The 24,694-nt window shown below is 68.9% G+C and carries 18 protein-coding genes; 10 read left to right on the forward strand and 8 right to left on the reverse strand.

Features of this window, described 5'->3' with window-relative positions:
- The first annotated feature begins 8 nt into the window (after positions 1 to 8).
- Genes nirB through U4Z31_RS03910 form a run of 3 tightly spaced genes read left to right on the forward strand, consistent with a single transcriptional unit; the run spans position 9 to position 7,172 of the window.
- Positions 9 to 2,582 (forward strand): nitrite reductase large subunit NirB, encoded by a 2,574-nt coding sequence (gene nirB / locus U4Z31_RS03900; protein WP_321809481.1) that lies wholly within the window; start codon positions 9 to 11, stop codon positions 2,580 to 2,582.
- 38 nt (positions 2,583 to 2,620) lie between these two features.
- Complete coding sequence (gene nirD, locus U4Z31_RS03905; RefSeq protein ID WP_321809482.1) at positions 2,621 to 2,968, forward strand: nitrite reductase small subunit NirD; 348 nt, start codon at positions 2,621 to 2,623, stop codon at positions 2,966 to 2,968.
- A gap of 16 nt (positions 2,969 to 2,984) precedes the next feature.
- Entirely contained in the window at positions 2,985 to 7,172 is a 4,188-nt protein-coding gene (locus U4Z31_RS03910; RefSeq protein WP_321809483.1) for a bifunctional nitrate reductase/sulfite reductase flavoprotein subunit alpha, read from the forward strand.
- 175 nt (positions 7,173 to 7,347) lie between these two features.
- On the opposite strand, the gene U4Z31_RS03915 is transcribed toward U4Z31_RS03910, so the two are convergent.
- Both U4Z31_RS03915 and U4Z31_RS03920 read right to left on the reverse strand, forming a co-directional pair.
- Entirely contained in the window at positions 7,348 to 8,124 is a 777-nt protein-coding gene (locus U4Z31_RS03915) for an SDR family oxidoreductase (protein WP_321809484.1), read from the reverse strand.
- A 5-nt stretch (positions 8,125 to 8,129) separates the two neighbouring features.
- Entirely contained in the window at positions 8,130 to 8,570 is a 441-nt protein-coding gene (locus tag U4Z31_RS03920; protein WP_124645923.1) for a GlcG/HbpS family heme-binding protein, read from the reverse strand.
- 97 nt (positions 8,571 to 8,667) lie between these two features.
- Here U4Z31_RS03920 and U4Z31_RS03925 point away from each other — a divergent pair, with 97 nt between their 5' ends.
- The 3 genes from U4Z31_RS03925 to U4Z31_RS03935 all read left to right on the forward strand — a co-directional run bounded on the left by U4Z31_RS03925 (position 8,668) and on the right by U4Z31_RS03935 (position 13,849).
- Positions 8,668 to 9,606, forward strand: a complete 939-nt coding sequence (locus U4Z31_RS03925; protein ID WP_321809595.1) for a LysR family transcriptional regulator — start codon at positions 8,668 to 8,670, stop codon at positions 9,604 to 9,606.
- Between the two features lie 374 nt (positions 9,607 to 9,980).
- Positions 9,981 to 12,575, forward strand: a complete 2,595-nt coding sequence (mprF, locus tag U4Z31_RS03930) for a bifunctional lysylphosphatidylglycerol flippase/synthetase MprF (protein ID WP_321809485.1) — start codon at positions 9,981 to 9,983, stop codon at positions 12,573 to 12,575.
- The gene (locus tag U4Z31_RS03935) at positions 12,572 to 13,849 is read left to right on the forward strand and encodes a virulence factor family protein (protein WP_321809486.1); all 1,278 of its coding nucleotides are present in this window, start codon (positions 12,572 to 12,574) and stop codon (positions 13,847 to 13,849) included. The genes mprF and U4Z31_RS03935 overlap by 4 nt, the downstream gene beginning before the upstream one ends.
- Positions 13,850 to 13,922: 73 nt before the next feature.
- On the opposite strand, the gene U4Z31_RS03940 is transcribed toward U4Z31_RS03935, so the two are convergent.
- The 4 genes from U4Z31_RS03940 to U4Z31_RS03955 all read right to left on the reverse strand — a co-directional run bounded on the left by U4Z31_RS03940 (position 13,923) and on the right by U4Z31_RS03955 (position 18,350).
- A complete protein-coding gene (locus tag U4Z31_RS03940; RefSeq protein ID WP_321809487.1) occupies positions 13,923 to 14,381 on the reverse strand; it encodes a DUF934 domain-containing protein in 459 nt (152 codons plus the stop codon).
- Positions 14,378 to 16,162 (reverse strand): nitrite/sulfite reductase, encoded by a 1,785-nt coding sequence (locus U4Z31_RS03945; protein WP_321809488.1) that lies wholly within the window; start codon positions 16,160 to 16,162, stop codon positions 14,378 to 14,380. The genes U4Z31_RS03940 and U4Z31_RS03945 overlap by 4 nt, the downstream gene beginning before the upstream one ends.
- A 251-nt stretch (positions 16,163 to 16,413) precedes the next feature.
- A complete protein-coding gene (locus tag U4Z31_RS03950; RefSeq protein WP_124522027.1) occupies positions 16,414 to 16,815 on the reverse strand; it encodes a hypothetical protein in 402 nt (133 codons plus the stop codon).
- A 101-nt stretch (positions 16,816 to 16,916) separates the two neighbouring features.
- The gene (locus U4Z31_RS03955; RefSeq protein ID WP_321809489.1) at positions 16,917 to 18,350 is read right to left on the reverse strand and encodes a PLP-dependent aminotransferase family protein; all 1,434 of its coding nucleotides are present in this window, start codon (positions 18,348 to 18,350) and stop codon (positions 16,917 to 16,919) included.
- A 555-nt stretch (positions 18,351 to 18,905) separates the two neighbouring features.
- On the opposite strand from U4Z31_RS03955, the gene U4Z31_RS03960 reads away from it, so the two are divergent.
- Positions 18,906 to 20,027, forward strand: a complete 1,122-nt coding sequence (locus U4Z31_RS03960) for an extracellular solute-binding protein (protein WP_321809490.1) — start codon at positions 18,906 to 18,908, stop codon at positions 20,025 to 20,027.
- Complete coding sequence (locus U4Z31_RS03965; RefSeq protein ID WP_124484653.1) at positions 20,024 to 21,799, forward strand: sensor domain-containing diguanylate cyclase; 1,776 nt, start codon at positions 20,024 to 20,026, stop codon at positions 21,797 to 21,799. The genes U4Z31_RS03960 and U4Z31_RS03965 overlap by 4 nt, the downstream gene beginning before the upstream one ends.
- Positions 21,800 to 21,899: 100 nt before the next feature.
- Here the strand turns inward: U4Z31_RS03965 and U4Z31_RS03970 are convergent, their stop codons facing one another.
- Positions 21,900 to 22,199 (reverse strand): DUF4148 domain-containing protein, encoded by a 300-nt coding sequence (locus U4Z31_RS03970; RefSeq protein ID WP_124484654.1) that lies wholly within the window; start codon positions 22,197 to 22,199, stop codon positions 21,900 to 21,902.
- 273 nt (positions 22,200 to 22,472) lie between these two features.
- The gene (locus U4Z31_RS03975; protein ID WP_006760082.1) at positions 22,473 to 22,733 is read right to left on the reverse strand and encodes a hypothetical protein; all 261 of its coding nucleotides are present in this window, start codon (positions 22,731 to 22,733) and stop codon (positions 22,473 to 22,475) included.
- Between the two features lie 270 nt (positions 22,734 to 23,003).
- Between U4Z31_RS03975 and U4Z31_RS03980 the strand changes: the two genes are divergently transcribed.
- Together U4Z31_RS03980 and U4Z31_RS03985 are read left to right on the forward strand one after the other, a co-directional pair.
- The gene (locus U4Z31_RS03980) at positions 23,004 to 23,900 is read left to right on the forward strand and encodes a LysR family transcriptional regulator (protein ID WP_321809491.1); all 897 of its coding nucleotides are present in this window, start codon (positions 23,004 to 23,006) and stop codon (positions 23,898 to 23,900) included.
- A 136-nt stretch (positions 23,901 to 24,036) separates the two neighbouring features.
- Positions 24,037 to 24,669, forward strand: coding sequence for a LysE family translocator (locus tag U4Z31_RS03985; RefSeq protein ID WP_321795859.1), 633 nt, complete (start codon positions 24,037 to 24,039; stop codon positions 24,667 to 24,669).
- Positions 24,670 to 24,694: the final 25 nt, after the last annotated feature.

The following is a 24,694-nucleotide window of genomic DNA, read 5'->3' on the forward strand; positions in this document are numbered from 1 at the left end:
ACGTCATCATGAAACTCATCGTCATCGGCCACGGGATGGTCGGCCACAAGCTCCTCGAATGCGTCGCCGCGCAAGCCGGCGCGGCGGGCGCGCTGCAGGTCACGGTGCTCGGCGAGGAACCGCGTCCGGCGTACGACCGCGTGCACCTGTCGGAATTCTTCGCGGGCAAGTCGGCCGACGACCTGTCGCTCGTTGAGCCCGGTTTCTTCGAACGGCATCCGCAGTTCGACCTGCGCCTGAACGCGTGCGTCGCGTCGATCGATCGCGACGCGCACACGGTCACGCTCGCGTCCGGCGAAACGCTCGCATACGACAAGCTGGTGCTCGCGACGGGCTCGCGTCCGTTCGTGCCGCCGGTGCCGGGCCGCGATCGCGCGGGCTGCTTCGTGTATCGGACGATCGAGGATCTCGAAGCGATGCAGGCGTGCGGCACGCACGCGAAGCGCGGCGTGGTGATCGGCGGCGGGCTGCTCGGCCTCGAATGCGCGAAGGCGCTGCGCGACATGGGGCTCGACACGCACGTCGTCGAATTCGCGCCGCGGCTGATGGCGGTGCAGGTCGACGACGGCGGCGGCCGGATGCTGCGCGCGAAGATCGAGGCGCTCGGCGTGACCGTGCATACGGGCAAGAACACGCTCGAAATCGTCGACGGCGAGCAAGGCACGCACCGGATGGCGTTTGCCGACGGTTCGCATCTCGATGCCGACATGATCGTGTTCTCGGCCGGCATCCGCGCGCGCGACGAACTGGCGCGTGCGTGCGGCCTCGAAATCGGCCCGCGCGGCGGCGTCGCGATCGACGATGCATGTCGCACGAGCGACGCCGACATCTACGCGATCGGCGAATGCGCGGCCTGGAACGGGATGGTGTACGGGCTCGTCGCACCGGGCTACGACATGGCGCGCGTGGTCGCGAAGCAGCTCGGCGGTGCCCCGGAAGAAGCGGCCGAAGCCGCATTCGCCGGTGCCGACATGAGCACCAAGCTGAAGCTGATGGGCGTCGACGTCGCGAGCATCGGCGACGCGCACGGCGCGACGGCCGGTAGCCGCACCTACCAGTACGCGGACGAGCGCCGCCAGGTCTACAAGAAACTGGTGGTGTCCGACTGCGGCAAATTCCTGCACGGCGCGGTGATGGTCGGCGACGCGGCCGAATACGGCACGCTGCTGCAGATGATGCTGAACCGCATCGAGCTGCCCGAGTCGCCGGAATTCCTGATCCTGCCGTCGTCGGACGGCGCGGCGAAGCCCGCGATCGGCGTCGACGCGCTGCCGGAAGGCGCGCAGATCTGCTCGTGCAACAACGTGTCGAAGTCGCAGATCTGCGCGGCGGTGGCCGACGGCGCGACGAGCCTGGGCGCACTGAAGTCGTGCACGGGCGCGGGCACGTCGTGCGGCGGCTGCGTGCCGCTCGTCACGCAGATCATGAAGGCCGAGATGAAGAAGCAGGGCCTCGCGGTCAATAACCATCTGTGCGAGCACTTTCCGTATTCGCGCCAGGAGCTGTTTCACCTGATCCGCGTCGAGCGCATCACGACCTTCGACGCGCTGCTCGCGAAGCACGGCCACGGGCTCGGCTGCGACGTGTGCAAGCCGGCGGTGGCGGGCATCCTCGCGTCGTGCTTCAACGAGTTCGTGCTGAAGAAGGAGCATGCGGGGCTGCAGGATTCGAACGACTACTACCTCGCGAACATCCAGCGCGACGGCACGTACTCGGTCGTGCCGCGCATGCCGGGCGGCGAGGTGACGCCGGAAGGGCTGATCGCGGTCGGCCAGGTCGCGAAGAAGTACGGGCTCTACACGAAGATCACCGGCGGCCAGCGCGTCGACCTGTTCGGCGCGCGCGTCGAGCAGCTGCCGTCGATCTGGGAGGAACTGATCGCGGCCGGCTTCGAATCGGGGCATGCGTACGGCAAGGCGCTTCGTACCGTGAAGTCGTGCGTTGGCTCGACGTGGTGCCGCTACGGCGTCGACGATTCGGTCGGCCTCGCGATCGACCTCGAGAACCGCTACAAGGGCCTGCGCGCGCCGCACAAGATCAAGTTCGGCGTATCGGGCTGCACGCGCGAGTGTGCGGAAGCGCAGGGCAAGGACGTCGGGATCATCGCGACCGAGAAGGGCTGGAACCTGTACGTATGCGGCAACGGCGGGATGAAGCCGCGCCACGCGGAACTGCTCGCGTCCGACCTCGACCGCGCCACGCTGATCCGCTACATCGACCGCTTCCTGATGTTCTACGTGCGCACGGCCGACCGGCTGCAGCGCACCAGCGTGTGGCGCGACAACCTCGAGGGCGGGCTCGACTACCTGGCCGACGTCGTCGTGCACGACACGCTCGGGATCGCGGCCGAACTCGAAGCCGACATGCAGCACGTGGTCGACACCTACGAATGCGAATGGAAGAAGGCCGTCACCGACCCGGACACGCGCAAGCGCTTCCGCCACTTCGTGAACAGCGACGCGCCGGACACGACCATCGCATTCGTCGAGACGCGCGGCCAGATCCGGCCTGCCACGCTCGCCGAGCGCGCGGGCGGCAAGCCCGTTGCGATTCCCGTCGTCGCCGAACCCGCAACCGTGTGACTTCGACCGACACCAGCGTCTTTTCCAAGGAGCCCATCATGAACGATCGTCATCCCCAGTCCTGGACCCGCGTGTGCCCGCTCGACGACATCGTGCCGAACACCGGCGTGTGCGCGCTCGTCAACGGCGAGCAGGTCGCCGTGTTTCGCGTCGCGCATGCCGAGGAAGGCGGCGTGTTCGCGATCGACAACGTCGACCCGGTGTCGCAGGCGGCGGTGATGTCGCGCGGGCTGATCGGCAGCCTCGGCGAGCGCGTGGTCGTCGCGTCGCCGCTGTACAAGCAGCATTTCGACCTGCGGACCGGCGAATGCCTCGAAGCGCCCGAGCAGTCGGTGAACGCATATCCGTCGCGGGTCGAGGACGGTTTCGTATGGATCGCCGCCTGAACGCCCCGGAGCACGCATGAGCGCGACCCCCGTCAAGAGCGTGTGCCCGTACTGCGGCGTCGGCTGCGGGATGGTGCTGCACGTCGAGGATGACGAAGTCGTCAAGGTATCGGGCGACTCTGACCATCCGGCCAACTTCGGACGGCTGTGCACGAAGGGTTCGTCGGCGCATGTCGCGCTGCGCCGCTCGGGGCGGCTCGACCGGGCGTTCGTGCGGCGCGCGCGCGAGGACGACCTCGTGCCGCTGCCGGCCCGCGACGCGATCGCCGAGACCGCGCGGCGGCTGCGCGCGGTGCTCGACGCGCACGGACCCGACGCGCTGTCGTTCTACGTGTCGGGGCAGATGTCGATCGAGGCGCAATACCTCGTGAACAAGCTCGCGAAGGGCTTCGTCGGCACCAACAACATCGAGTCGAACTCGCGCCTGTGCATGGCGAGCGCGGGCACCGGCTACAAGCAGTCGCTCGGCGCGGACGGCCCGCCCGGGTCGTACCAGGACTTCGATCGCGCGAACCTGTTCTTCGTGATCGGCGCGAACATGGCCGATTGCCACCCGATCCTGTTCCTGCGGATGATGGATCGCGTGAAGGCCGGCGCGAAGCTGATCGTCGTCGATCCGCGCCGCACCGGCACCGCCGACAAGGCCGACCTGTTCCTGCAGATCCGGCCGGGCACCGATCTCGCGCTGACGAACGGATTGCTGCACCTGCTGCATGCGAACGGCCGCATCGATGCCGCGTTCATCGATGCGTACACCGAAGGCTGGGACGCGATGCCCGCGTTCCTCGCCGACTACACGCCCGAACGCGTCGCCGAGATCACTGGCCTCGCCGAAGCCGACATCCGCACGGCCGCGCAATGGATCGGCGACGCGCAGGAATGGATGAGCTGCTGGACCATGGGGCTCAACCAGAGCACGCACGGCGTGTGGAACACCAACGCGATCTGCAACCTGCATCTCGCGACGGGCACGATCTGCCGCCCGGGCAGCGGGCCGTTCTCGCTGACCGGCCAGCCGAACGCGATGGGCGGGCGCGAGATGGGCTACATGGGGCCCGGGCTGCCGGGCCAGCGCTCGGTGCTGTCCGATGACGACCGGCGCTTCGTCGAACACCTGTGGCGCGTGCCGGCCGGCACGCTGCGCCAGGACGCCGGCCGCGGCACCGTCGACCTGTTCGAACGGATGGCGGCCGGCGACATCAAGGCGTGCTGGATCGTCTGCACGAATCCGGTCGCGACGGTGCCGAACCGGCAGAACGTGATCGCGGGGCTGCAGGCGGCGGAACTCGTGATCGCGCAGGACGCATTCCTCGACACCGAGACCAACCGCTACGCGGACATCCTGCTGCCCGGCGCGCTGTGGGCCGAGGGCGACGGCGTGATGATCAACTCCGAACGCAACATGACGCTGATGCGCGCCGCGGTTGCACCGCCCGGCGACGCGCTGCCGGACTGGCGCATCGTCGCGGAAGTCGCGCGCGAGATGGGTTTCGGCGATGCGTTCGACTATGCGTCGGCGGCCGACGTGTTCGACGAGATCGTGCGGTTTTCGAATCCGGCGACCGGCTACGACCTGCGCGGCGCGAGCCATGCGGCGCTGCGCGAGGGCCCGGTGCAATGGCCGGTCGCGCCGGGCACCGCGCGCGAGCGGCACCCGATCCGCTACCTGAACGACGGCGTGAGCCAGACGCCGCGCGCGGCGGCCGACGGCGGCGATCCGCCGCGCCTCGCGTTCCCGACGCCGTCCGGCAAGGCGCGCTTTTTCGCGCGGCCGCACGTCGATCCGGCCGAGCTGCCGGACGATACGTTCCCGATCGTGCTGAACACCGGCCGGCTGCAGCATCAATGGCACACGATGACGAAGACGGGCAAGGTCGCGATGCTGAACAAGCTCAATCCGCGCCCGTTCGTCGAACTGCATCCGGACGACGCGAGCGCGCTCGGCATCGCCACGCAGGACAGCGTCGAGATTCGCTCGGCGCGCGGCCGCGCCGTGCTGCCGGCCGTCGTGACCGAGCGCGTGCAGCGCGGCAACTGCTTCGCGCCGATGCACTGGAACGACGTGTACGGCGACGACCTGTGCATCAACGCGGTGACGAACGACGCGATCGATCCGGAATCGCAGCAACCCGAACTGAAGTATTGCGCGGTCGCGCTCGCGCGCGTCGACACGGACGCGTTCGCGTCCGCCGCCGACGACACGGCGCGACCCGATGCCGCCGCCGGCGACGCGCGGCCCGTGCCGGCGGCGGTGCAGATCACGGCTTCACAGGAATCCGACATGGCAGACCTCGACACTTTCGCGGCCGCGCTCGGCGTGGCCGATCTCGCGCCGCCGCCGCTCACCGACGCGGAGCGCCTGTACGTGGCCGGCCTCGTCAGCGGGCTGAAGGCGAGCGGCGGCCGGCGCGACGGCAGCGTGCCGGTGCTGCCGGCCGGCGCGCCGCTCGTGCCGCCGGTGCGGCTCTGGCTCGACGGGATGCTGGCGGGGTTGTTCAGCCGAGCGGTGCCGGCCCACATCGCGGAAGGCGCTGTGCCCGCACTGCCGTCCGAGGCCGCCGCGCCCGGCGGCGTGCGGATCGTGCGCACGCGCCCGAAGGTCGTGCTGCTGTGGGCGTCGCAGACCGGCAACATCGAATCGCTGACCGAGGATTTTGCGACGCAGCTGATGAACGCCGGCTTCGAGATCCGCACCGCGTGCATGTCCGACTATCCGGTCGCGTCGCTGGCGGGCGCGCAGTACGTGCTGCTGATGACGAGCACGTTCGGCGACGGCGACGCGCCCGACAACGGCAGCGAGTTCTGGGACGCGCTGCAGGCCGGCAGCGCCGCGCGCCTCGACGGCGTGCACTTCGCGGTGCTAGCGTTCGGCGATCGCAACTACGACCAGTTCTGCGGGCACGGCCGCCGGCTCGATGCGAGGCTCGCGGAACTCGGCGCGGCGCGCCTGTGCGCGCGCGTCGATTGCGACGTCGAGTTCCAGCGCGATGCCGACCAGTGGCTCGAACGCGTGGTCGCCCGGATCAAGGAAGCCGATGCGGCGCTGCATGCGGTGCCGACCGCCGGGATGAGCGCGTCGGGGCTGCTGCCGACCAAGGCGCATCCGGCGCCGTCGAAGCTCGTCGCGAACCTGCGGCTCAACCGGCCGGGCGCCGCGAAGGACACGCGCTATGTGTCGCTGTCGACCGAAGGCGCGAACCTTGAATACGAAACCGGCGACGCGCTCGGCGTGTGGCCGACCAACTGCCCGGAGCTGGTCGACGAGCTGCTGTCGGTCACCGCGCTGAAGGCCGACGCCACCGTGTCGGTCGCGGGCGTCGGCGACATGCGGCTCGGCGATGCGCTGGCGCGCCACTTCGACATCACGCGCCCGCATCCCGACACGCTCGCGTTCATCGCATCGCGCAGCGCGAACGGTGCGCTGAAGGCGCTGCTCGGCGACGATCGCAAGGCCGACCTGAAGCAATGGTTGTGGGGGCAACAGCTCGCGGACGTGCTGCACGAATTCCCGGTCGAGCTGTCGGGCACGGAGCTGGTCGGGATGCTGAAGCGGCTGCAGCCGCGCCTGTATTCGATCGCGTCGAGCCCGAGCGCACACCCGGGCGAGATTCACCTGACGGTATCGGCCGTGCGTTATCACAATGGCCGCCGCGCGCGCAAAGGCGTCGCGTCGACGTTCCTCGCCGATCGCGCGGACGATGGCCGCGTGCCGGTGTTCGTGCAGAAGTCCGCGCATTTCCGGCCGCCGGTGAACGGCGACGTGCCGGTCGTGATGGTCGGGCCCGGCACCGGCGTCGCGCCGTTCCGCGGCTTCCTGCACGAGCGGCAGGCGCGCGGCGCGCGCGGCCGCAACTGGCTGTTCTTCGGCGAGCAGCATGCGCAGACCGACTTCTACTACGGCGACGAACTGAGCGCGATGCGCGACAGCGGTTTCCTCACGCGGCTCGATCTCGCGTTCTCGCGCGACCAGGCCGACAAGATCTACGTGCAGGACCGGATGCGCGAGCAGGGCGCCGAGCTGTACAAGTGGCTGGAGGAAGGCGCGCACTTCTACGTGTGCGGCGACGCCGCGCGGATGGCCAAGGACGTCGATACCGCGCTGAAGGCGGTCGTCGCCGAGCACGGCGGGATGTCGGACGAAGCCGCGAACGACTACGTCGCGAAGCTCTCGAAGGCGCGGCGCTACATGCGGGACGTGTACTGACCACGCGCGGCGCAGCTCGACGCGGCCCGCCCGGTTGCGGGCCCGGCTTCGGCGACGCGTCGACCCGCGACGGTTCGTGCCGTCGGGAGGGTCATCGACGGCGAACGTCGTACGCGACAGGCCGGGCGGCGGGCAGGGCGTTCCTGCGTGACCCGCCTGCCGCCGCGGGCCTGCGTCACTGCTGCCGGTCCCACGCGCGCGCCTGCTCGGCGCGCACGAATGCTTCCGACGACTGCGGCAGCAGGTTGCGGAATGCGCCGCCGTCGTTTTCGATCACGTCGACCATCTTCGCGATCATCTCCTCCGGATCGTGCTGCTCGAGCGGGAAGGTCAGCCGCTCGGGCGTCACCGTGTGGACGGCCGGATCGCGCCAGCGTCGCGGCGTTTCCATCATGCGGTCGTTGAAGCCGGTGCTGTACGGGCCCGGGTTCACGACCGCGACACGGATGCCGTGCGGCGCCAGTTCCGCGTGCATCGCCTCGGCGACCGATTCGACCGCGTGCTTCGACGCGCAATAGGCGCCCGTGAACGGCCCCGTGATCAACCCCGCGATCGACGACACGAACACGATCTTGCCGTGCCCGCGCGCGAGCATGCCGCGGGCGATCTGCTGCGTGAGTTCGAGCGGCCCGAACAGGTTGACGCCGAACAGCTCGCGCACGATCTCGACCGGCAGGTCGACCAGCGCGCCGGCTTCGCCGACGCCCGCGTTGTTCACGAGCACGTCGACTTCGAATTCGGCCGCGCGGGCGCGGTCGTAGGCCGACGTCACGTCGAGCTTCACCGCGCGCAGTGCCGTGCCGCGCTGCGCGGCGGCGTCCGTCAGCGCGTCGATTTCGGCGGTCGTGCGGACGCCGGCCGTGACCGCGTGACCGTGTTGCGCGAGCCGCAGCGCGACTTCGCGGCCGAAGCCGCTGCCCGCGCCGGTGATGAGGATGCGTTTCTGAGCCATGTGCTTTACCTCGAGGTGGGAAAGGTTGCGTGAAAGCGATCGCGACAATGTCGCGCGATCGCGTCGTCCTGCTCGACGCTGCCGCCCGATATGCCGATCGCGCCGACGCAGCGCCCGTCGCCGTCGACGAGCGGCTCGCCGCCGCCGAACGTGACGAGCCCGCCGTGGCTGTGCTCGATCCCGCGCAGCGGGCCGTCGCCGGACATCGCGCCGAGCGCGGCGGTCGATGCGCGGAAGCGGATCGCCGTCAGTGCCTTGCGTTGCGCGAGGTCGATCGCGCCGAGAAAGCAATCGTCGGTGCGGATGAATGCGAGCAGGTTCGCGCCGGCGTCGACGATCGCGATCGACACACCGGCGACCTGCAGCGACGCGGCCTGCGCGAGCGCGGCTTCGATCGTCTGCCGGACAGCTGCGAGCGGCAGTGCGGGGCTGTGATGCGGATTCATTCGATGCTCCGGTGGAAGACGACGGGGCCAGTGTAGGCAGTTCCGGTATATGGGAGAATCCGCATTCCGCTCGAAGGAATTTCAAGTTTTTTTAATGATGAGCAGACGCGATCCGATGGCCGGGCTGCACGTGTTCATGACGGTCGCGACGGCCGGCAACTTCACGCGCGCGGCCGCCGCGCTGGGACTGACGCCCGCCGCCGTCAGTCTTGCGATCGGCCAGCTCGAGGGCGAGCTGAACGTGAAGCTGTTCAACCGCAGCACGCGCGGCGTGAGCCTGACCGAAGCCGGCCAGCATTACCGGCAGCAGACGGAGCCCGCGTACCGGCAGGTCATGCAGGCGCGCGACGCGCTGAAGGAGGTGCGCAGCGAGCCGGGCGGGCTGTTGCGCGTCACGGCGCTGCCGCTCGCGCGTTCGCTCGTGATCGCGCCCATACTGGCCGCGTTCCGCGCGCGCTATCCGAAGGTCCGGCTCGAAATCCGCTACGAGAACGAGCTGGTCGATATCGCGAAGGAGGGTTTCGACGCGGGGATTCGTCTTGCCGACCGGCTGCAGCCCGGCATGATCGGCGTGCGGATCGCGCCCGCGCTGACCTGCGCGCTGGTCGCATCGCCCGGCTATCTGGCGCGGCACGGCACGCCCGCGTCGATCGCCGAGCTGGCGCGCCATGCGTGCATCCGGTTCCGGTTTTCGGAGAGCGGGCGCCTGCACAAGTGGCTGCTGCACGACGGGCGTCACGACGTCGATCTCGATCCGGAAGGCGTGCTCGTGACGAACGACGCGGATGCGGTGATCGATGCCGCGCGCGAGGGTGTCGGCATCGCGTTCGCGTTCATGCGCGAGCGCATCGACGCGGACCTGCGCGACGACACGCTCGTCGAGGTGCTGCCGGGCGCGTGCCGGACGCTGCCGCCGATGTGGCTCTATTACGTGAATCGCAAGCACGTGCCGGCAATGCTGCGCGCGTTCATCGACATATTGCGGGAGCGGGCCGGCGCCGACTGGCACGATGACGGCGCGACAAAGGGACCGTAAGGCGGGCACGGCAATCCGTCCCCATTCCCCGAATCCCGCGCCGGTCGCGGGTTTGCTCTCGCGGGTTCGGCCGGGCCGGGAGAATTTCTCCCAAAAGCGTCGCAAGTCATTCATTCGATGAAAAATTCCCTGCGGTTCCCGGTATGATGCGCACCTTGCGCATGAATTTGACGCGTCGTTGATGCGACCGCCGCGCCCGAACCGCTCAGTACGGGATCGAAAGATTCTGTAATATAAAATCCGTATACTCGTAATTTCTGATTCAGGCGCCGCCTGGCTTCGTCCCAGGCCGACCGCCCACGCAGAACAACCAGATTCGTCGCCGCGAGGCCACCCTGCGCCGCGACAAGCTACGCACCACCACTGAACACTCTATGTCTTCCCGCCACCCTGGCCAGCCCGGCCGTGCCGCGGCAGCGATCGCCCGTGTCGCGACGCTGATCCGCAATGAGCGCGTGCTGTCGCCGCTGCTCGCGCTCGGCATCGGCCTGCTGCTGATCGTGGTGTTCCAGCACCTGTCCGAATCCGTCGACTACCGGTCGGTGATCCGCCAACTGCGCCACCTGTCCGCGGGCGAGTGGGGCGCGTCGCTGGCCGCGACGGCCCTCAGCTATCTCGCGCTCGTCGCCCGCGATGCGGTCGGCCTGCGCTACGTCGCCGCGAAAGTGCCGCGCGCCGCGCTGTGGATCGGCGCGATCGCCGGCTCCGCGCTCGGCAATGCGACCGGCTTCGGCGCGCTGACGGGCGGCGCCGTGCGCGCGCGCGTGTACGGCGTGTCGGGCGTCACCCCCGCGCAGATCGGCCGGATGACCGTCTTCACCAGCGGCACGCTCGCGCTCGCACTGGTGCTGATGACGGCGGTCGGCATGGTCTGCGTGCCGCAGACGCTCGCCGCGATGCTGCATGTCGCACCCGGCGTGCTCACGTGGAGCGGCGCCGCGCTGCTCGTGGTGCTGGCCGTCATGACGATGCTGTGCGGCAAGGTGGCGCGCCCGGTCGTCACGCGCTTCAAATGGCTCGCGTTCGACGTGCCGGCGCGGCGCGACCTCGTCGCCCAGGTCGTCTATGCGGTGCTCGACGTCGTGGCCGCGGGCCTGACGCTGTGGGTGCTGTTGCCGGCCGCTCCAGTCGGCTTGCCGACTTTCATCACCGTGTACGCGGCCGCGCTGCTGCTCGGGATGATCGGCCATACGCCGGGCGGGATCGGCGTGTTCGAGGCCGCGATGGTCTTCACGCTGGGCCGCGAAGTGCCGGCGCACGCGATGGTCGCCGCGCTGATCGCCTATCGCGCGATCTACTTCGGCGTGCCGCTCGTGCTGTCGGCCGGCCTGCTGGCCGGGTTCGAGGGCCGCGCGCTGCGCCGCCGGCTCGTGACGCGGCAGGCCGCGCGCGTGTCGCAGCTGGCGCCGCTGTTCCTGAGCCTCGTGACCTTCGCGGTCGGCGGGATGCTGGTGATCTCGAGCGCGACGCCCGCGTTCTGGCACCGGATCGCGATCCTGCGCAACATCGTGCCGCTGTGGGTGCTCGAAGGCTCGCAGGTGATCTGCAGCGTGCTGGGCGTCGCGTTGCTGTTCGTCGCGCGCGGGCTGCTGCGCCGGCTCGACGGCGCATGGTGGATGACTTTCGCGCTGACGCTCGCGAGCCTCGCGCTGTCGCTGGCCAAGGGCCTCGCGTTCGTCGAGGCCGGCGTGCTCGGCACGCTGCTGGTGCTGCTGCTCGTCAGCCGCCGCCGCTTCAACCGGCATTCGTCGCTGCTCGCCGAGCGCTTCACGGTGAGCTGGTTCGTGTCGGTGACGATGGTGCTCGTGCTCGCCGTGTGGGTGCTGTGCTTCGCGTTCCGCGACGTGCCTTACACGCGCGATCTGTGGTCGCACTTCGCGTTCGACGAGCGCGCGCCGCGGGCGCTGCGCGCGACGCTGGCGGCCGGCGTGTTCGTCGCGATGTTCGCGCTGTGGCAACTGCTGCGGCCGGCGCCCGGGCGTTTCGTGAAGCCCGCCGAGCAGGACCTGATCGATGCGGAGCAGATCATCCGCGCGCAGGAGTGCAGCGATGCGGGCCTCGCGCTGATGGGCGACAAGTCGTTCCTGTTCTCCGAATCGCGCCGCGCGTTCCTGATGTATGCGAAGAACGGCCGCACGTGGGCCGCGCTGCACGATCCGGTCGGCCCGCGCGAGGAATGGCCGGCGCTGATCGGCAAGTTCATCGCGCTGGCGCATGCGCACAGCGGCCGCGCGGCGTTCTACCAGGTGCGCGCGAACGCGCTGCCGCTGTATCTCGACGCGGGGCTCACGCTGATGAAGCTCGGCGAGGAAGCGCACATCGCGCTCGACCGCTTCGACCTGAAGGGTTCGAACCGGTCGCACCTGCGCTATGCGCTGCGCCGCGGCGACAAGGACGCGCTGACGGTCGAGGTGATCGCGCCGCGCGACGTGCCGGCCGCGCTGCCGTCGCTGCGCGACATCTCCGACGGCTGGCTCGACAGCCGCGACGCGCGCGAGAAGAGCTTCTCGGTGGCCGCGTTCCACGACGGCTATCTCGCGACGCAGTCGGTGATGCTCGTGCGCCAGGCCGACAAGCCGATCGCGTTCGTCACGTTCATGACGACCGACCTCAACACCGAGGCGACGGTTGGCGTGATGCGTCATCTGCCGGACGCGTCGCCGTATGCGATGGAGTATCTGTTTACGCAGCTCGCGCTGCATCTGAAGGAAGCGGGGTTCCGCAAGCTGAGCCTGGGCATCGCGCCGTTCTCGGGGATGGGGGCGGCGAAGATGCCGTCGCCGTGGCACCGGTTCGGGCTGATGGTCTGGCGCTTCGGCGGCCGCTTCTACAACTTCCGTGGCTTGCGTGCATTCAAGAGCAAGTTCGAGCCGCACTGGGAGCCGCGCTATCTCGCGGCCTCGGGCTCGGTCGGCGTGTTCGTCACGCTCGCGGATCTGTCCCTGCTGGCTGGAGGTCGGCGTTCATGATGTTGAAGAAGGGTATCGCGCGGGCGGCAGCCGCCTGCGCGGGAATGATGCTGGCCGGCGCGGCGTTCGCGGCGCAGGCCGCGGCGCAACCGGAAACCGTGTCGGGCGGCCGCTACGGCCCCGTGACCGTGACGAAGCCGGGCGGCCCGCTGCGCGGCTTCGTCGTGCTGTTCTCGCGCGGGCGGGGCTGGGGCGCCGCCGACCAGCAGGCGGCCGACGCCCTCGCGAAAGCGGGCGCGATGACGGTCGGGGTGGATTCGGAGCGTTATGCGGCGAACCTCGCCGCGAAGCAGGAAACCTGTCACCACCTCGACGGCGATGCCGAAGCGGTCAGCCACCAGCTCGAACGCCTCGCGCAATCGGCGCGTTACTACACGCCGATCGTCGCGGGCGTGGGCCAGGGCGGCGTGATCGCGAAGCAGATCCTGTCGATGGCGCCGGAAAACACGATCGCCGGTGTCGCGTCGGTCGCGCCGGCGGCGAAGCTCGATGCGCGCTTCAAGCCGTGCCCGCCCGATCCGACGATCGTGCGCCGCGCGATGCCGGGTTTCGTCGAAACGGCCGCGGCCGGCGACACCGCGACGCTCGTGTCGCTCGTCACGTCGCACCTGCACGACACCAGCAGCACCGACGAGCTCGACGTGTCGGACCTGCCGCTCGTCGAGCTGCCGGCCAAGGGCGGCAGCGACCGCCTCGCGATCGTGATCTCGGGCGACGGCGGCTGGCGCGATCTCGACAAGACGATCGCCGAGGCGCTGCAGCGCGACGGCGTGGCGGTGGTCGGCATCGACAGCCTGCGCTACTTCTGGAGCGAGAAGCCGCCTGCACAGGTGAGCCGCGACCTGGCGCGCGTGATGCGCACCTACATGGCGCGCTGGCATGCGAACCGCGTGGCGCTGGTCGGCTACTCGTTCGGCGCGGACGTGATGCCGTTCGCGTACAACCGGCTGCCGGCCGACCTGCGTGACAAGGTGGCGGTGATGTCGCTGCTCGGCTTCGCGCCGGCGGCGGATTTCCAGATCCGCGTGACGGGCTGGCTCGGGATGCCGGCGAGCGACAAGGCGATGAAGGTCGCGCCGGAAATCGCGAAGGTGCCGCCGCAGCTTGTGCAGTGTTTCTACGGCGCGGAAGAGAAGGACACGATGTGTCCGGCGCTCGCGAATAGCGGTGCCGACGTGATCAAGACGGGCGGCGACCACCACTTCGGCCACGACTACATCGCGCTCGAGAAGAAGATCCTCGGCGCGTTCGGCAAGCCGGTGGCGGCGCGCTGAACGCCGGCGCCCGCTGCGCGGCGGGCGCGGCGCTTGCGGTTCATCGGACGGGCGGCCTGCGGGCCGCCCGTTTTCATTTTCCGGCTTGCGTCTCGACTTGCGGCGCCGCGTCCTGCCGCGGCGCCGCCGTTCTCGCATCGCGCTGATAGAAGCCGGGAAACCGGTCGAGCTGCCGGCGCGCGGCGGCCAGATCGGCATCGGCGCCGAGCACCGCGCTCGAAAACCCGGTGCGCTCCATCAACAGCAACTGATCGACCAGCACGTCGCCGGTCGCGCGCAGGTCGCCGGCGAAGCCGAAGCGCTTGCGCAGCAGATACGCCTGGCTGTATGCGCGGCCGTCGGTGAAGGACGGGAAGTGCAGGTCGATGCGCTCGGCCTGCGCGATACGAGCGGCGAGCGGCCGCAGCTCCTCGTCGTTGCCGATCGTCAGGGTCGTGCGGGTCGCGGTGTCCGGCGCGTTCGTATCGTCGGCGTGTTCGGCCGGCGTCAGCAGCCGGATGCGTGCGTTCGAGCTTTGGTCGGTCGGGATCATGCGTGCTCCGCCTGGTGACGGGCGTCGTTGGCCGCGGCCTTGAAGGGCTCGGCGCCGATGCGGCGCACCGTGTCGATGAATCGTTCGCTGCGGCCGTCGGCGTCGAGCCGCGCGTCGAGATAGACATTCACGAGCGCGTCGACGACATCGACGATCTCGTCGGCCGAGAACGACGGGCCGATCACCTTGCCCGGCCGCGCGGGGCCGCTCGCGCTCGAGCCGTCCGAACCGCCGAGCGTCACCTGGTACCACTCGGCGCCGTCCTTGTCGACGCCGAGGATGCCGATGTGCCCGCTGTGATGATGGCCGCAGGAGTTGATGCAGCCGCTGATGTGCAGGTCGATGTCGCCGACGTCGTGCAGCATGTCGAGATCCTGGAACCGCTCGGCGATCGCATCGGCGATCGGGATCGAGCGCGCGTTCGCGAGCGCGCAGAAATCGCCGCCCGGGCACGCGATCATGTCGGTCAGGAGTCCGACGTTTGCGCTGGCAAGGCCGATCGAGCGCGCATGCTCCCACAGCAGGAACAGGTCGTCGACGTGCACCCACGGCAGCACCACGTTCTGAGTATGCGTGACGCGTGCCTGGCCGGCCGAGAAGCGCTCGGCGAGTTCGGCGAGTGCGTCGAGCTGTTCGGGCGACGCATCGCCGGGCGCCTGCAGGCGGCGCTTGAACGACAACGTGACGATACGCAGCGCCGGGTCGCGATGCGCTGCGACATTGCGCGCGAGCCAGCGCGCGAAGGCCGGATGGCGGCTGGCGTGCGCGGCCATGCGCGCTTCGACGTCCTGCAGGTCGAGCGTGCGGGGCGCGAGGCGCGGCGGCACGAACGATGCCGCGATGCGGTCGAACTCGGCCTGCGGGATCGTGTGCGGGCCGCCGTCATGCTCGACGATCTGGCGGAATTCTTCCTCGACGTCGTCGATATAGCGCTGTCCCTCGCTCTTCACGAGGATCTTGATGCGCGCCTTGTACTTGTTGTCGCGCCGCCCGTAGCGGTTGTACACGCGGACGATCGCCTCGATGTAGTTCATCACCTGCTGCCACGGCAGGAACGCGCGCAGCAGCGTCGCGATCAGCGGCGTGCGGCCCATGCCGCCGCCGGCGCTCACGCGAAAGCCGAGTTCGCCCGCGTCGTTGCGCACGAGCTTCAGCCCGACGTCGTGCCAGTCGGTCGCCGCACGGTCCTCGGCCGCGCCGGTGATCGCGATCTTGAACTTGCGCGGCAGGAACGCGAATTCCGGATGCAGTGTCGTCCACTGGCGCATCACCTCGGCGAACGGGCGCGGATCGGCGATCTCGTCCGGCGCGACGCCCGCACGCTCGTCGCACGAAATGTTGCGGATGCAATTGCCGCTCGTCTGGATCCCGTGCATGTCGACGGTCGCGAGCAGGTCCATCACGTCGGCCGCCTGCGCGAGCGGAATCCAGTTGAACTGCACGTTGGTGCGGGTCGTGAAGTGCGCGTTGCGGGTCGGCAGGCGCAGCGTGCCGAGCTGCGCCTGCGCGTCGCAGGCGGCGCGGTAGGTGGCGTCGTCGGGCACGTCGTAGTCGCGTGCGATACGGGCGAGCACGCGCAGCTGCGCGCTCGACAGTTCGCCGTACGGCACGGCCACGCGCAGCATCGGCGCATGGCGCTGCACGTACCAGCCGTTCTGCAGGCGCAACGGCCGGAACGCATCCTCGCTCAGCGTGCCGTGCTGCCAGCGTTCGAGCTGGTCGCGGAACTGGGCGGCGCGGCTGCGCACGAGCGCCCGGTCGAAATCGGTATATCGGTACATGACGTGATACGCGAGAGGAGCGGCGGCGCAAGGGCGCGCGCTGCTCGGGAGGGGATGTTGCGACGGGTGTCGGGCAACGTGTGACAGCGTAGGGAGCGCGGGGCGGCGGGACAAGCAGCAGATCGGAACGGAAAGGGCGCAGCAGATCGGAGAGGAAACGGCTTAACAGATCGGAACGGAAACGGCGCAGCAGATCGGCGGGGCGCGCCGGTGTGTGCCGGGGCATGCGTTGCGCATGCCCCGCGTCGGGTTCAGGCTTGCGCCGGTGCGTCGACGATCAACGCCGGATCGAGCGCGCGGATGCGCTGGTCGATGAAGTAGCCGCCGCCTTCCTGATAGCGCAGATAAAGCCGGCCGCACGATACGCAGCGGCTGACGTTGCAGCGGTTGTACGGAAAGTGGCGCGGTGCGATCGGCGCGTCGTCCGACGCATAGCGCGTGCCGGCCGGATGATATTCGTCGTAGGTCGGCTCGGTCTCGCCGGGCGGCGCAAGCGTGGCCACTTCGGTCAGTTGCGTGTCCTGCAGCGACAGCGGCAGGGTCGTCCAGCCGGCGAGCGAGGTTCTCGTGCACGTGCACGGCTGCGTAACGTGTGCCGCTTCGGCCGCCAGTTTCAGCAACGCGTCGTGATCGAGGTAGGGCAGTTGGCTCATGGGCAATCGTGAAGGAGCGGCGGGACCAGCAATGTAACCCGCGCGCGGCTTCGCTGCATGGACGTGATGCGCGCGGCGCGCAGCGTGCGCACGAGGCGCGATCAGCCTGACTTGCGTACCGCCGGCCCGGCGACCAGCTCGCCGAGCACGCGGATCGCGCGCTCGATGTCGCGGCTCCACGGATGGCCGAAGTTCACGCGCACGCAGCGCTCGAAGCCGTGCGCGGCCGAGAACAGCGGCCCCGGTGCGAAGCTGATGCCGCGCGCGATCGCCTGGCGGTGCAGTTCCATCGCGTCGATCGCGTCGGGAAACGACAGCCACAGGAAGTACCCGCCGTCCGGCCGCACCCACTCGACGCCGGGCGGCAGCCAGCGCCGCAGCGCGTCGTCCATGCGCGCGAGCTGCGCCTGCAGGGTGCCGCGCAGCTTGCGCAGGTGACGGTCGTAGCCGCCGTGCTCCAGATAGTTCGCGATCCCGGCCTGCGCGGGAATGCTCGCCGACAGCGTGGTCATCAGCTTGAGCCGCTGCACCTTCTCCGCGAACCGGCCGGCGGCGGCCCAGCCGATCCGGTAGCCGGGCGCGAGCGTCTTCGAGAACGAACTGCAATGCATCACGAGGCCGTGCCGGTCGAATGCGCGCGCGGGCAGCGGGTAGTCGGGGCCGAAATGCAGCTCGCCGTAAACGTCGTCCTCGATCAGCGGGACCTCGCGTGCGGCCAGCAGCTCGACGAGCGCGCGCTTCTTGTCGAGCGACAGCGTGACGCCGGTCGGATTCTGGAAATTGGTCATGAACCAGCACGCGCGGATGTCGTGCCGGTCCAGCGCGTTCGCGAGCGCATCGAGATCGAGGCCCGTGCGTGGATCGACGGGAATCTCGACCGCGCGCAGGTCGAGCCGCTCGATCGCCTGCAGCGCCGCATAGAAGCCGGGAGACTCGACCGCGACGACGTCGCCGGGCCGCGTGACGGCCATCAGGCACAGGTTCAGCGCCTCGAGCGCGCCGTTGGTGACGACGATCTCGTCGACGGGCTGCGCGACACCGGTTGCCAGATAGCGCCGCGCGATCTGCTGGCGCAGCGCCTCGCTGCCGGGCGGCAGGTCGACGACCGTGCTCCACGGGCTGACGAGGCGCGTCGCCTGCGCGAGCGATTTCGCGAGGCGCGGCAGCGGAAACAGCTGCGGCGCGGGAAACGCGGAGCCGAGCGGCACGATGCCGGGCTGCGTCGCGGCGTCGAGCACCGAGAACACGAGGTCGCTGATGTCGACCTTGCGCGTGGCGCCGGCACGGCTCGCGCGGTGTTTCGCGGGCGGGTTCGCCGCCGGGCCCGCGCCCGGCGCGACGTAATAGCCGGAACGCTCGCGTGCGCGGATCAGCCCCCACTGTTCGAGCAGGTAGTACGCGCGAAACACCGTCGACTGGCTCACGCCATGCTGCGCGATGATCTGCCGCAGCGACGGCAGGCGCGTGCCGACCGCGAGGTTGCCGTTGCGGATTTCGTCGGCGATCGTCTGGGCGAGGGTTTCGTAGCGTTTCATCGGCGCGGGCGGAGCATGCTTGGTGCCGCTCGCGCGGGGCCGATGCGGCGCCGCGCCGGCGGGCGCGCGTCATTGTCCGACGAGCGGCCCGAAAAGGAAAGCGCAACGGCCGCGGCCGGTCGCGCTGTCGTGGCGATGCCGATGCGTGCGCATCCGTCGCGCGTGATCGCGGCGTTAACGCCTGCGTGGCGTGGATGCGCATGCGACGGCGCGACGCACATGCAGGCGGAGGTGACGACACGACGCGACGGATGACGCGCGTCGCCGAATGCATCGAATGCACCGAACGCTCCAAACGCATACGCAGTACATGCCGCGTGGCGCCGTGGCTGCAAGCGGAGTTGGCACACGTCGCGTCTTGCCTTTCACCTGATGATTCTCCGTTCGCGTGGCCGGGATCGAGCGCGTGCAGCGACGTGCGATCGAACGCGTCCACGCATGATGCGCTTCCGCATGAGCGGGCGCAATGCGCGTGCGGCTTGTTCCAATTGCGCGGCAAAATTTTTTGTGGTCTTGTTGCATGATCAAGCATCGACTCGAAAAAAGGACAGTCGAATGCATACGGGGAATTCGGACGAGGACCGATTGATCAGGGGAATCGGCGCGCGCCGTGCGCGCCGCGCCGCGTGCCGGTGGCTTGTCGTCCTGACGCTGGGCTGGCAGGGCCTGCCTGCCTGCGCCGCTTCCCCCGAGACCGTCGGCGACAACGTACTGCGTGTCCTTGCGTGGCCCGGCTACGCGGACAACGATGTCGTCAATGCATTTGAGACGCACTTTCATGTGCACGTCGAAGTAACCTTCGTCGATTCCGACGAAGCGTTGTGGACACGGATGCACAGCGCGTCGCCGCCGCCGTACGATGTGCTCGCGGCCAACACGGCCGAGATCCAGCGCTATGCGAGCGACGGCCTGCTCACGCCGATCGACCTGTCGCAGATCCCCAACCGCCGGCGGCAACTGCCGAATTTCCAGCAGCTCGCGACGATCGGCGGACTCGTGCGCAACGGCTCGACCTATGCGATTCCGTTCACGTATTCGTCGATGGGACTGATCTACGATCGCAAGCAGGTGCCGGTCGCGCCGCGCTCGATGCTGGAACTCTGGAATCCGCGTTACCGCGGCAAGGTGCTCGACTTCAACAGCGCGCCGCATAATTTTTCGTTCACCGCGCTCGCGCTCGGCTATCGCGACCCGTTTCGCCTGTCGCCCGCGCAAACGCTTGCCGTCGCGCACAAGCTGGTCGAACTGCGGCGCAACCTGCTCACGTATTACACGCTTCCGGACGAGGCGACCACGCTGTTCGTCCAGCATCGCGCGGCGCTGATGTTCGGCAACTATGGCACGCAGCAGGTCGAACAGCTGCGTCGCGCCGGTGCGGATGTCGGCTACGTGATTCCGGACGAAGGCGCGCTCGCGTGGCTCGACTGCTGGGGCGTCACGCGCGGCGCGGAGCATCGCGAACTGGCGTTCGCGTGGATCAACTACATGCTCGAACCGGCGATCGGCGTGCTGCTGACCGAACGCCAGGGGCTCGCGAATACGCTCCAACCGCCACCCGGTCTCGAGGCCGGCCACCAGCACCTCGTCTGGATCCAGCCGGTCGAGGACATCGCGCGGCGTGAGTCGCTATGGAGCCGCATCGTGTCGGGCGACCGGCCGGAGCGGTTCGAAAAATGATCAGGCTCGGGCTCACGTGGAAGCTGTCGATGCTGTTCGCGTGCATCGGCGTGATCGCGTCCGGCACGACCGGCTACTACACCTACCGCGCGAACCGGACGATGCTCGTGCAGGAAGCGCAGCACAGCCTGCTGATGTCGACGCACTTGCTCGGACAGCGCTTCACGACCGCGCTGTCCGACGTGGCCGACGATGTGCTCGTGCTCGCGCAATTGCCGGCGTCCGCGTCCGTCGCGAGCGGGGAAGGCGCCGATCGCGCGCCGCGCACGCGGCTCGAACAGGTGTATTACAGCTTCATGAAGAACCACCCCGAGTACCTGCAGATCCGGCTGATCGCGCGCGGGGATTTCGGGCTCGAGCGGATCCGCGTCGATCGCGACGCGCATGGCATCGTCGTGTTGCCGGAGAGTGCATTCCAGGAAAAAGGGCAGTTTCCTTACGTATTCGATACGCTTGCGACGGCGCCCGGTCATATCTACCTGTCGCCGATCGCGATCAATCACGAGACCGGCTCGCATGCGGCCGAAGGGCTGCCGATCCTGCGCGTGGGCACGCCGGTGGTCGACGAAGGCGGCCGGGTCGTCGGCGCGCTGGTCGTCGACGTCGAGCTGACGCGCATGTTCGACCGGCTCGAACGCGATCTGCCGCCAGACTACGTGGTGTATCTCGCGAACAAATGGGGCGATTTCCTCGTGCACCCCGATCCGTCGCAGATCTTCGGCTTCGATCGCGGGCACCGCGTGCTGATGCAGGACAGCTTCCCCGACACGCGGCTGCTGTTCGTCGGGGCGCGCACGAACGTGGCGCTCAACGGTCTCACGCAGCCCGACGCCGCACCGGGCCAGATGTTCGCGTTCGTGCGCACGCCGTTCGGCAACAACGAGGGCAACCGCTTCGTGGTGCTCGGCATGGCGCGTCCGCTCACGGACGTGCTGGCGCCGGCCGGGATGCTCGGCGAGCGGATCATCCGGATGGTGCTCTTGATGAGCGTGGCGGCGGTGATTCTCGCGATCCTGTTTGCGAGCGCGATCACGCGGCCGTTGCAGATGCTCGCGCGCGCGGCGACCCACGTGTTCGACGATCCGGCCGCCGAACGGTTGCCGGTCGCGCGGGCCGACGAGATCGGCGTGCTGGCGCGCTGTTTCGACAGCATGCGCGTCGAGATCCGTACGCAGGTCGCGATGCTGCGCGCGAAGCAGCTGGAGCTCGCGCATCTCGCCGGTCACGACCCGCTGACCGGCTTGCCGAACCGCCTGTTGTTCATGGAGCATCTCGATGCCGCGATCCGGCATGCGGCCGCGGTGCGCGAGGGGCTGGCGGTGATGTTCGTCGATCTCGATCGCTTCAAGCAGATCAACGACCAGCACGGGCACGCGGCCGGCGATCGCACGCTCGTCGCGGTCGCGAAACGGCTGAGCCTCGCGCTGCGCAGCGGCGACATGGCCGCGCGGCTCGGCGGCGATGAATTCATCGTGCTGATTTCGGACGTGCGATCGCCCGCGGTGATCGGCGATATCGCGTCGCGTATCCAGATCGTGATGGCCGAGGAACTGGAATTCGGCGACCGGCACCTGGCCGTGGGCGCGAGCATCGGCGTGAGCGAATATCCGGCGGATGGCGCGTCGGCCGAGGAACTGCTGGTCAAGGCCGACGCGGCGATGTACGCGGCGAAGGCGTCCGCGCAGTGCGCGTGCGTGCGTTACCAGGAACTGCTCGGCGGCGGTATCGCCACGGACGACGGCGGCCGCGTGGCGGCGGAGGGCAGCCGCTGACGGCAGGCCGGCCCGGCGCGCGGCGAAAACGCGGCGAGCCCGTCACGGGACGGGCTCGCTGGATCCGGGCGGACCGCGCGCGATGCGCGCGGCGGCCGACTTAGTGGCCGAAGTAGACCGAGTCGCGCGCGTTGCGCACCTTGACCGCCGGTGCGCCGCCCTGGACGACCGGGGCCGGCTGCGCGCCGTAGCCGCTGTTGTCGGCAGCGTGTGCGCGCGCTTGCGCGGCCTGGATGTCGGCCGGGTAGTACGGGCTCGACTGGCTCGGCTTGTAGCCGGCGTTCTCGAGCTGGACGAGTTCGTTGCGCACCTGGGCGCGGGTCACGGTGCTTTGGGCGAAGGCGCCGAACGAAGCGGACAGGGCGACAGCGGCGACGACTGCGGAAACGAGCGATTTCATGATGACCTCCGATGTTCTATTGGGTTCGCCGGCGACACCATGTCGTAAGCGATTGATTACATCGTAGGCGTCGGTGGATTCAGGGTAAACGTGGATTCCGGCGAAAGATCATTGTCGGTGAGGCAACAATTCCAACATAAGTTCGATCCGTCCCCGTTCAGCGTTGCGGGAATTGCAAACTGACGGCGGACGGGCGGCGAGACATCGCGCACGGGCGAACGCCCGGTGGCGGGGCATCGGCAGGTGGGGCGGCTGGCGGGGGGCGTTGGCGGATCAGACGCCGTCGGCGTCGTCGATTTCCTTGCGCTCGCGGCGTTCCTCGTTGCCGCGGCGCGCCCGCAGGCGCTGGCGCGACAGGACCGCGATCACCTGCTGGGTGGGCGCGCCGGACGGCAGCTCGTTGCGGATGCGATCGGGCACCATCGGCAGGCCCGCGCGCTGCCGGCGCAGTGCCTTCGCGATTGCCCGGCGGCATTCGTCCCCGTGGCAATCCCATTCATCGCGGATTCTCTGGCAATAACGGCATTGTTCCATCGGGACAGTCTAACGCGTCTTGGGGATCGGAGCTGAAGGCGCAACGGACGGGGCTTGGACGGGCGCGGGCGCCGGCGCAATCCTGCGCGTGTCCGGCGACGGCGTTCGACATGATTCGAGGCTGAATCTTGCCCGAGCGCGGCGCGGCGCGGGGCATCGGGCGAGGTCACGCGATGGCGCGCCATCGAAGCGCATGCCACCGGTTCAATCCAATTCATGATGCGTCGCTCTATCATGTGAAAAATACATGCATCGCAACAAGGAGGCGAGATGACGCTTGCGCAGTTGCAGGCCTTGGCTGCCGTGGTCGAACTCGGCTCGCTGACGGCCGCGGCCGATCGGCTCAGCCGCAGTCAATCCGCGATCAGCCACGCGTTGACCGAACTGGAGGACATCACCGAGGTCAAGCTGCTGTTGCGCGACCGCCAGCCGGTCGTCCTGACCGCTGCCGGCGAACGCCTGTGGCCGTACGTGCAGAACGTCGTCCGGGAAGCGCAGACGCTGCGCCAGCAGTTCGGCCTGGCGCGCGGCAAGCTCGAGGGTCGGCTGGTGGTGGCGTCGCTGCCGAGCGTCTCGCTCGCGTTCGTCGTACCCGCGCTCGAAGCGTTGAAGGCGGCGCATGAGGGCGTGACGGCCGTGCTGCTCGAAGGCACGGACGCGGAAGTCGAAGAGTGGCTCGACGACGGCACCGCCGACATCGGCGTGGTCGCCGGCACGAAGACTTTCGCGAACAACCTGCCGTTGCTCGACGAGGATTTCGTCGCGGTGGCGGCGGACGGCATGTTCGACGGCCGCGAGAGCGTGTCGGCGAAACGGTTGGCGACGATGCCGTTCATTTTTTCGAAGGCGGGGTGCGGGCCGGTCATCGCGGATTACTTCGCGCGCAACGGTGCATCGCTTCGCGCCGCGTTCAACGTGGTCGAGATGCGGACCATTCTGTCGATGGCGGAGGCGGGAATGGGCGTGTCGATCGTCCCGCGCATCACGCTCACCTATACCCGGTTCGGCGGCCGGGTGCTGGCGTTGTCGCCCAGACTGCATCGTTCCGTGCGACTGGCGTGGAACGCGAGCGGCAACGCGGTCGCCGACGCATTCGTGAAACTGGTCGACGCGCAACGCGCGAAGGCGGAAAAGGCGATGCAGGCACGCGCGAAAAAGGGCAAGTAGCGGGCCGGCGGAACGACGCGATGACGGGGTGAAGCGCGCTCATGCATGACTTGCAGTTTATTCATGCCGACAGACACCGACATGCAATACATTGCTGGACACTCGCCCCGACTTCATCGCCCCGAAGGAGACTGCCGTGCCGGCCTTGCCCACCCTGATTGCTTTCGGACTCGTATCGCTCGGCATGGCCCTGACGCCCGGCCCGAACATGCTTTACCTGATCTCCCGCTCGATCTGCCAGGGCCGCCGTGCGGGGCTGGTGTCGCTCGGCGGCGTCGCGCTGGGGTTCGTGTTCTACATGTTCTGCGCGGCATTCGGCATTACCGCGCTGGTGCTGACCGTGCCGTACGCGTATGACGCGCTGCGTTTGTCCGGCGCGCTGTACCTGGCGTATCTCGCTTGGCAGGCGCTCAAGCCGGGCGGCCGCTCCGCGTTCCAGGTGCGGCAACTGCCGCACGACAGCGGCGTGCGGCTCTTCACGATGGGCTTCGTCACCAACCTCGCGAACCCGAAGATCGCGGTGATGTACCTGTCGCTGCTGCCGCAGTTCATTGCGCCCGGGCACGGCAGCGTGCTCGCGCAATCGCTGGCACTGGGCTGCGTGCAGATCGCGGTCAGTGTCTGCGTGAATGCGCTGATCGCGAGCATGGCCGGCTCGATCGCGGGGTTTCTCGCCGGTCGGCCCGTCTGGGCGCGGGTGCAGCGCGGGTTGATGGGGACCGTGCTGGCCGGACTGGCCGTGCGTATCGCGCTGGAATCGCGAAGCTAGGGGCACGGTGGCGGCAACGCGGCTT

This window comes from Burkholderia sp. BCC1985, assembly GCF_905339915.1.
Taxonomy (GTDB): domain Bacteria; phylum Pseudomonadota; class Gammaproteobacteria; order Burkholderiales; family Burkholderiaceae; genus Burkholderia.

Bases quoted from the DNA above. Each gene is read 5' to 3' on its own strand.
- U4Z31_RS03925 (WP_321809595.1), top strand. From the start codon at position 8,668: ATGAGCAGACGCGATCCGATGGCCGGGCTGCACGTGTTCATGACGGTC.
- U4Z31_RS03965 (WP_124484653.1), top strand. From the start codon at position 20,024: ATGATCAGGCTCGGGCTCACGTGGAAGCTGTCGATGCTGTTCGCGTGC.
- U4Z31_RS03980 (WP_321809491.1), top strand. From the start codon at position 23,004: ATGACGCTTGCGCAGTTGCAGGCCTTGGCTGCCGTGGTCGAACTCGGC.
- U4Z31_RS03960 (WP_321809490.1), top strand. From the start codon at position 18,906: ATGCATACGGGGAATTCGGACGAGGACCGATTGATCAGGGGAATCGGC.
- U4Z31_RS03940 (WP_321809487.1), bottom strand. From the start codon at position 14,381: ATGATCCCGACCGACCAAAGCTCGAACGCACGCATCCGGCTGCTGACG.
- U4Z31_RS03945 (WP_321809488.1), bottom strand. From the start codon at position 16,162: ATGTACCGATATACCGATTTCGACCGGGCGCTCGTGCGCAGCCGCGCC.
- U4Z31_RS03955 (WP_321809489.1), bottom strand. From the start codon at position 18,350: ATGAAACGCTACGAAACCCTCGCCCAGACGATCGCCGACGAAATCCGC.
- U4Z31_RS03910 (WP_321809483.1), top strand. From the start codon at position 2,985: ATGAGCGCGACCCCCGTCAAGAGCGTGTGCCCGTACTGCGGCGTCGGC.
- nirB (WP_321809481.1), top strand. From the start codon at position 9: ATGAAACTCATCGTCATCGGCCACGGGATGGTCGGCCACAAGCTCCTC.
- mprF (WP_321809485.1), top strand. From the start codon at position 9,981: ATGTCTTCCCGCCACCCTGGCCAGCCCGGCCGTGCCGCGGCAGCGATC.
- U4Z31_RS03950 (WP_124522027.1), bottom strand. From the start codon at position 16,815: ATGAGCCAACTGCCCTACCTCGATCACGACGCGTTGCTGAAACTGGCG.
- U4Z31_RS03935 (WP_321809486.1), top strand. From the start codon at position 12,572: ATGATGTTGAAGAAGGGTATCGCGCGGGCGGCAGCCGCCTGCGCGGGA.
- U4Z31_RS03970 (WP_124484654.1), bottom strand. From the start codon at position 22,199: ATGAAATCGCTCGTTTCCGCAGTCGTCGCCGCTGTCGCCCTGTCCGCT.
- U4Z31_RS03975 (WP_006760082.1), bottom strand. From the start codon at position 22,733: ATGGAACAATGCCGTTATTGCCAGAGAATCCGCGATGAATGGGATTGC.
- U4Z31_RS03915 (WP_321809484.1), bottom strand. From the start codon at position 8,124: ATGGCTCAGAAACGCATCCTCATCACCGGCGCGGGCAGCGGCTTCGGC.
- U4Z31_RS03920 (WP_124645923.1), bottom strand. From the start codon at position 8,570: ATGAATCCGCATCACAGCCCCGCACTGCCGCTCGCAGCTGTCCGGCAG.
- nirD (WP_321809482.1), top strand. From the start codon at position 2,621: ATGAACGATCGTCATCCCCAGTCCTGGACCCGCGTGTGCCCGCTCGAC.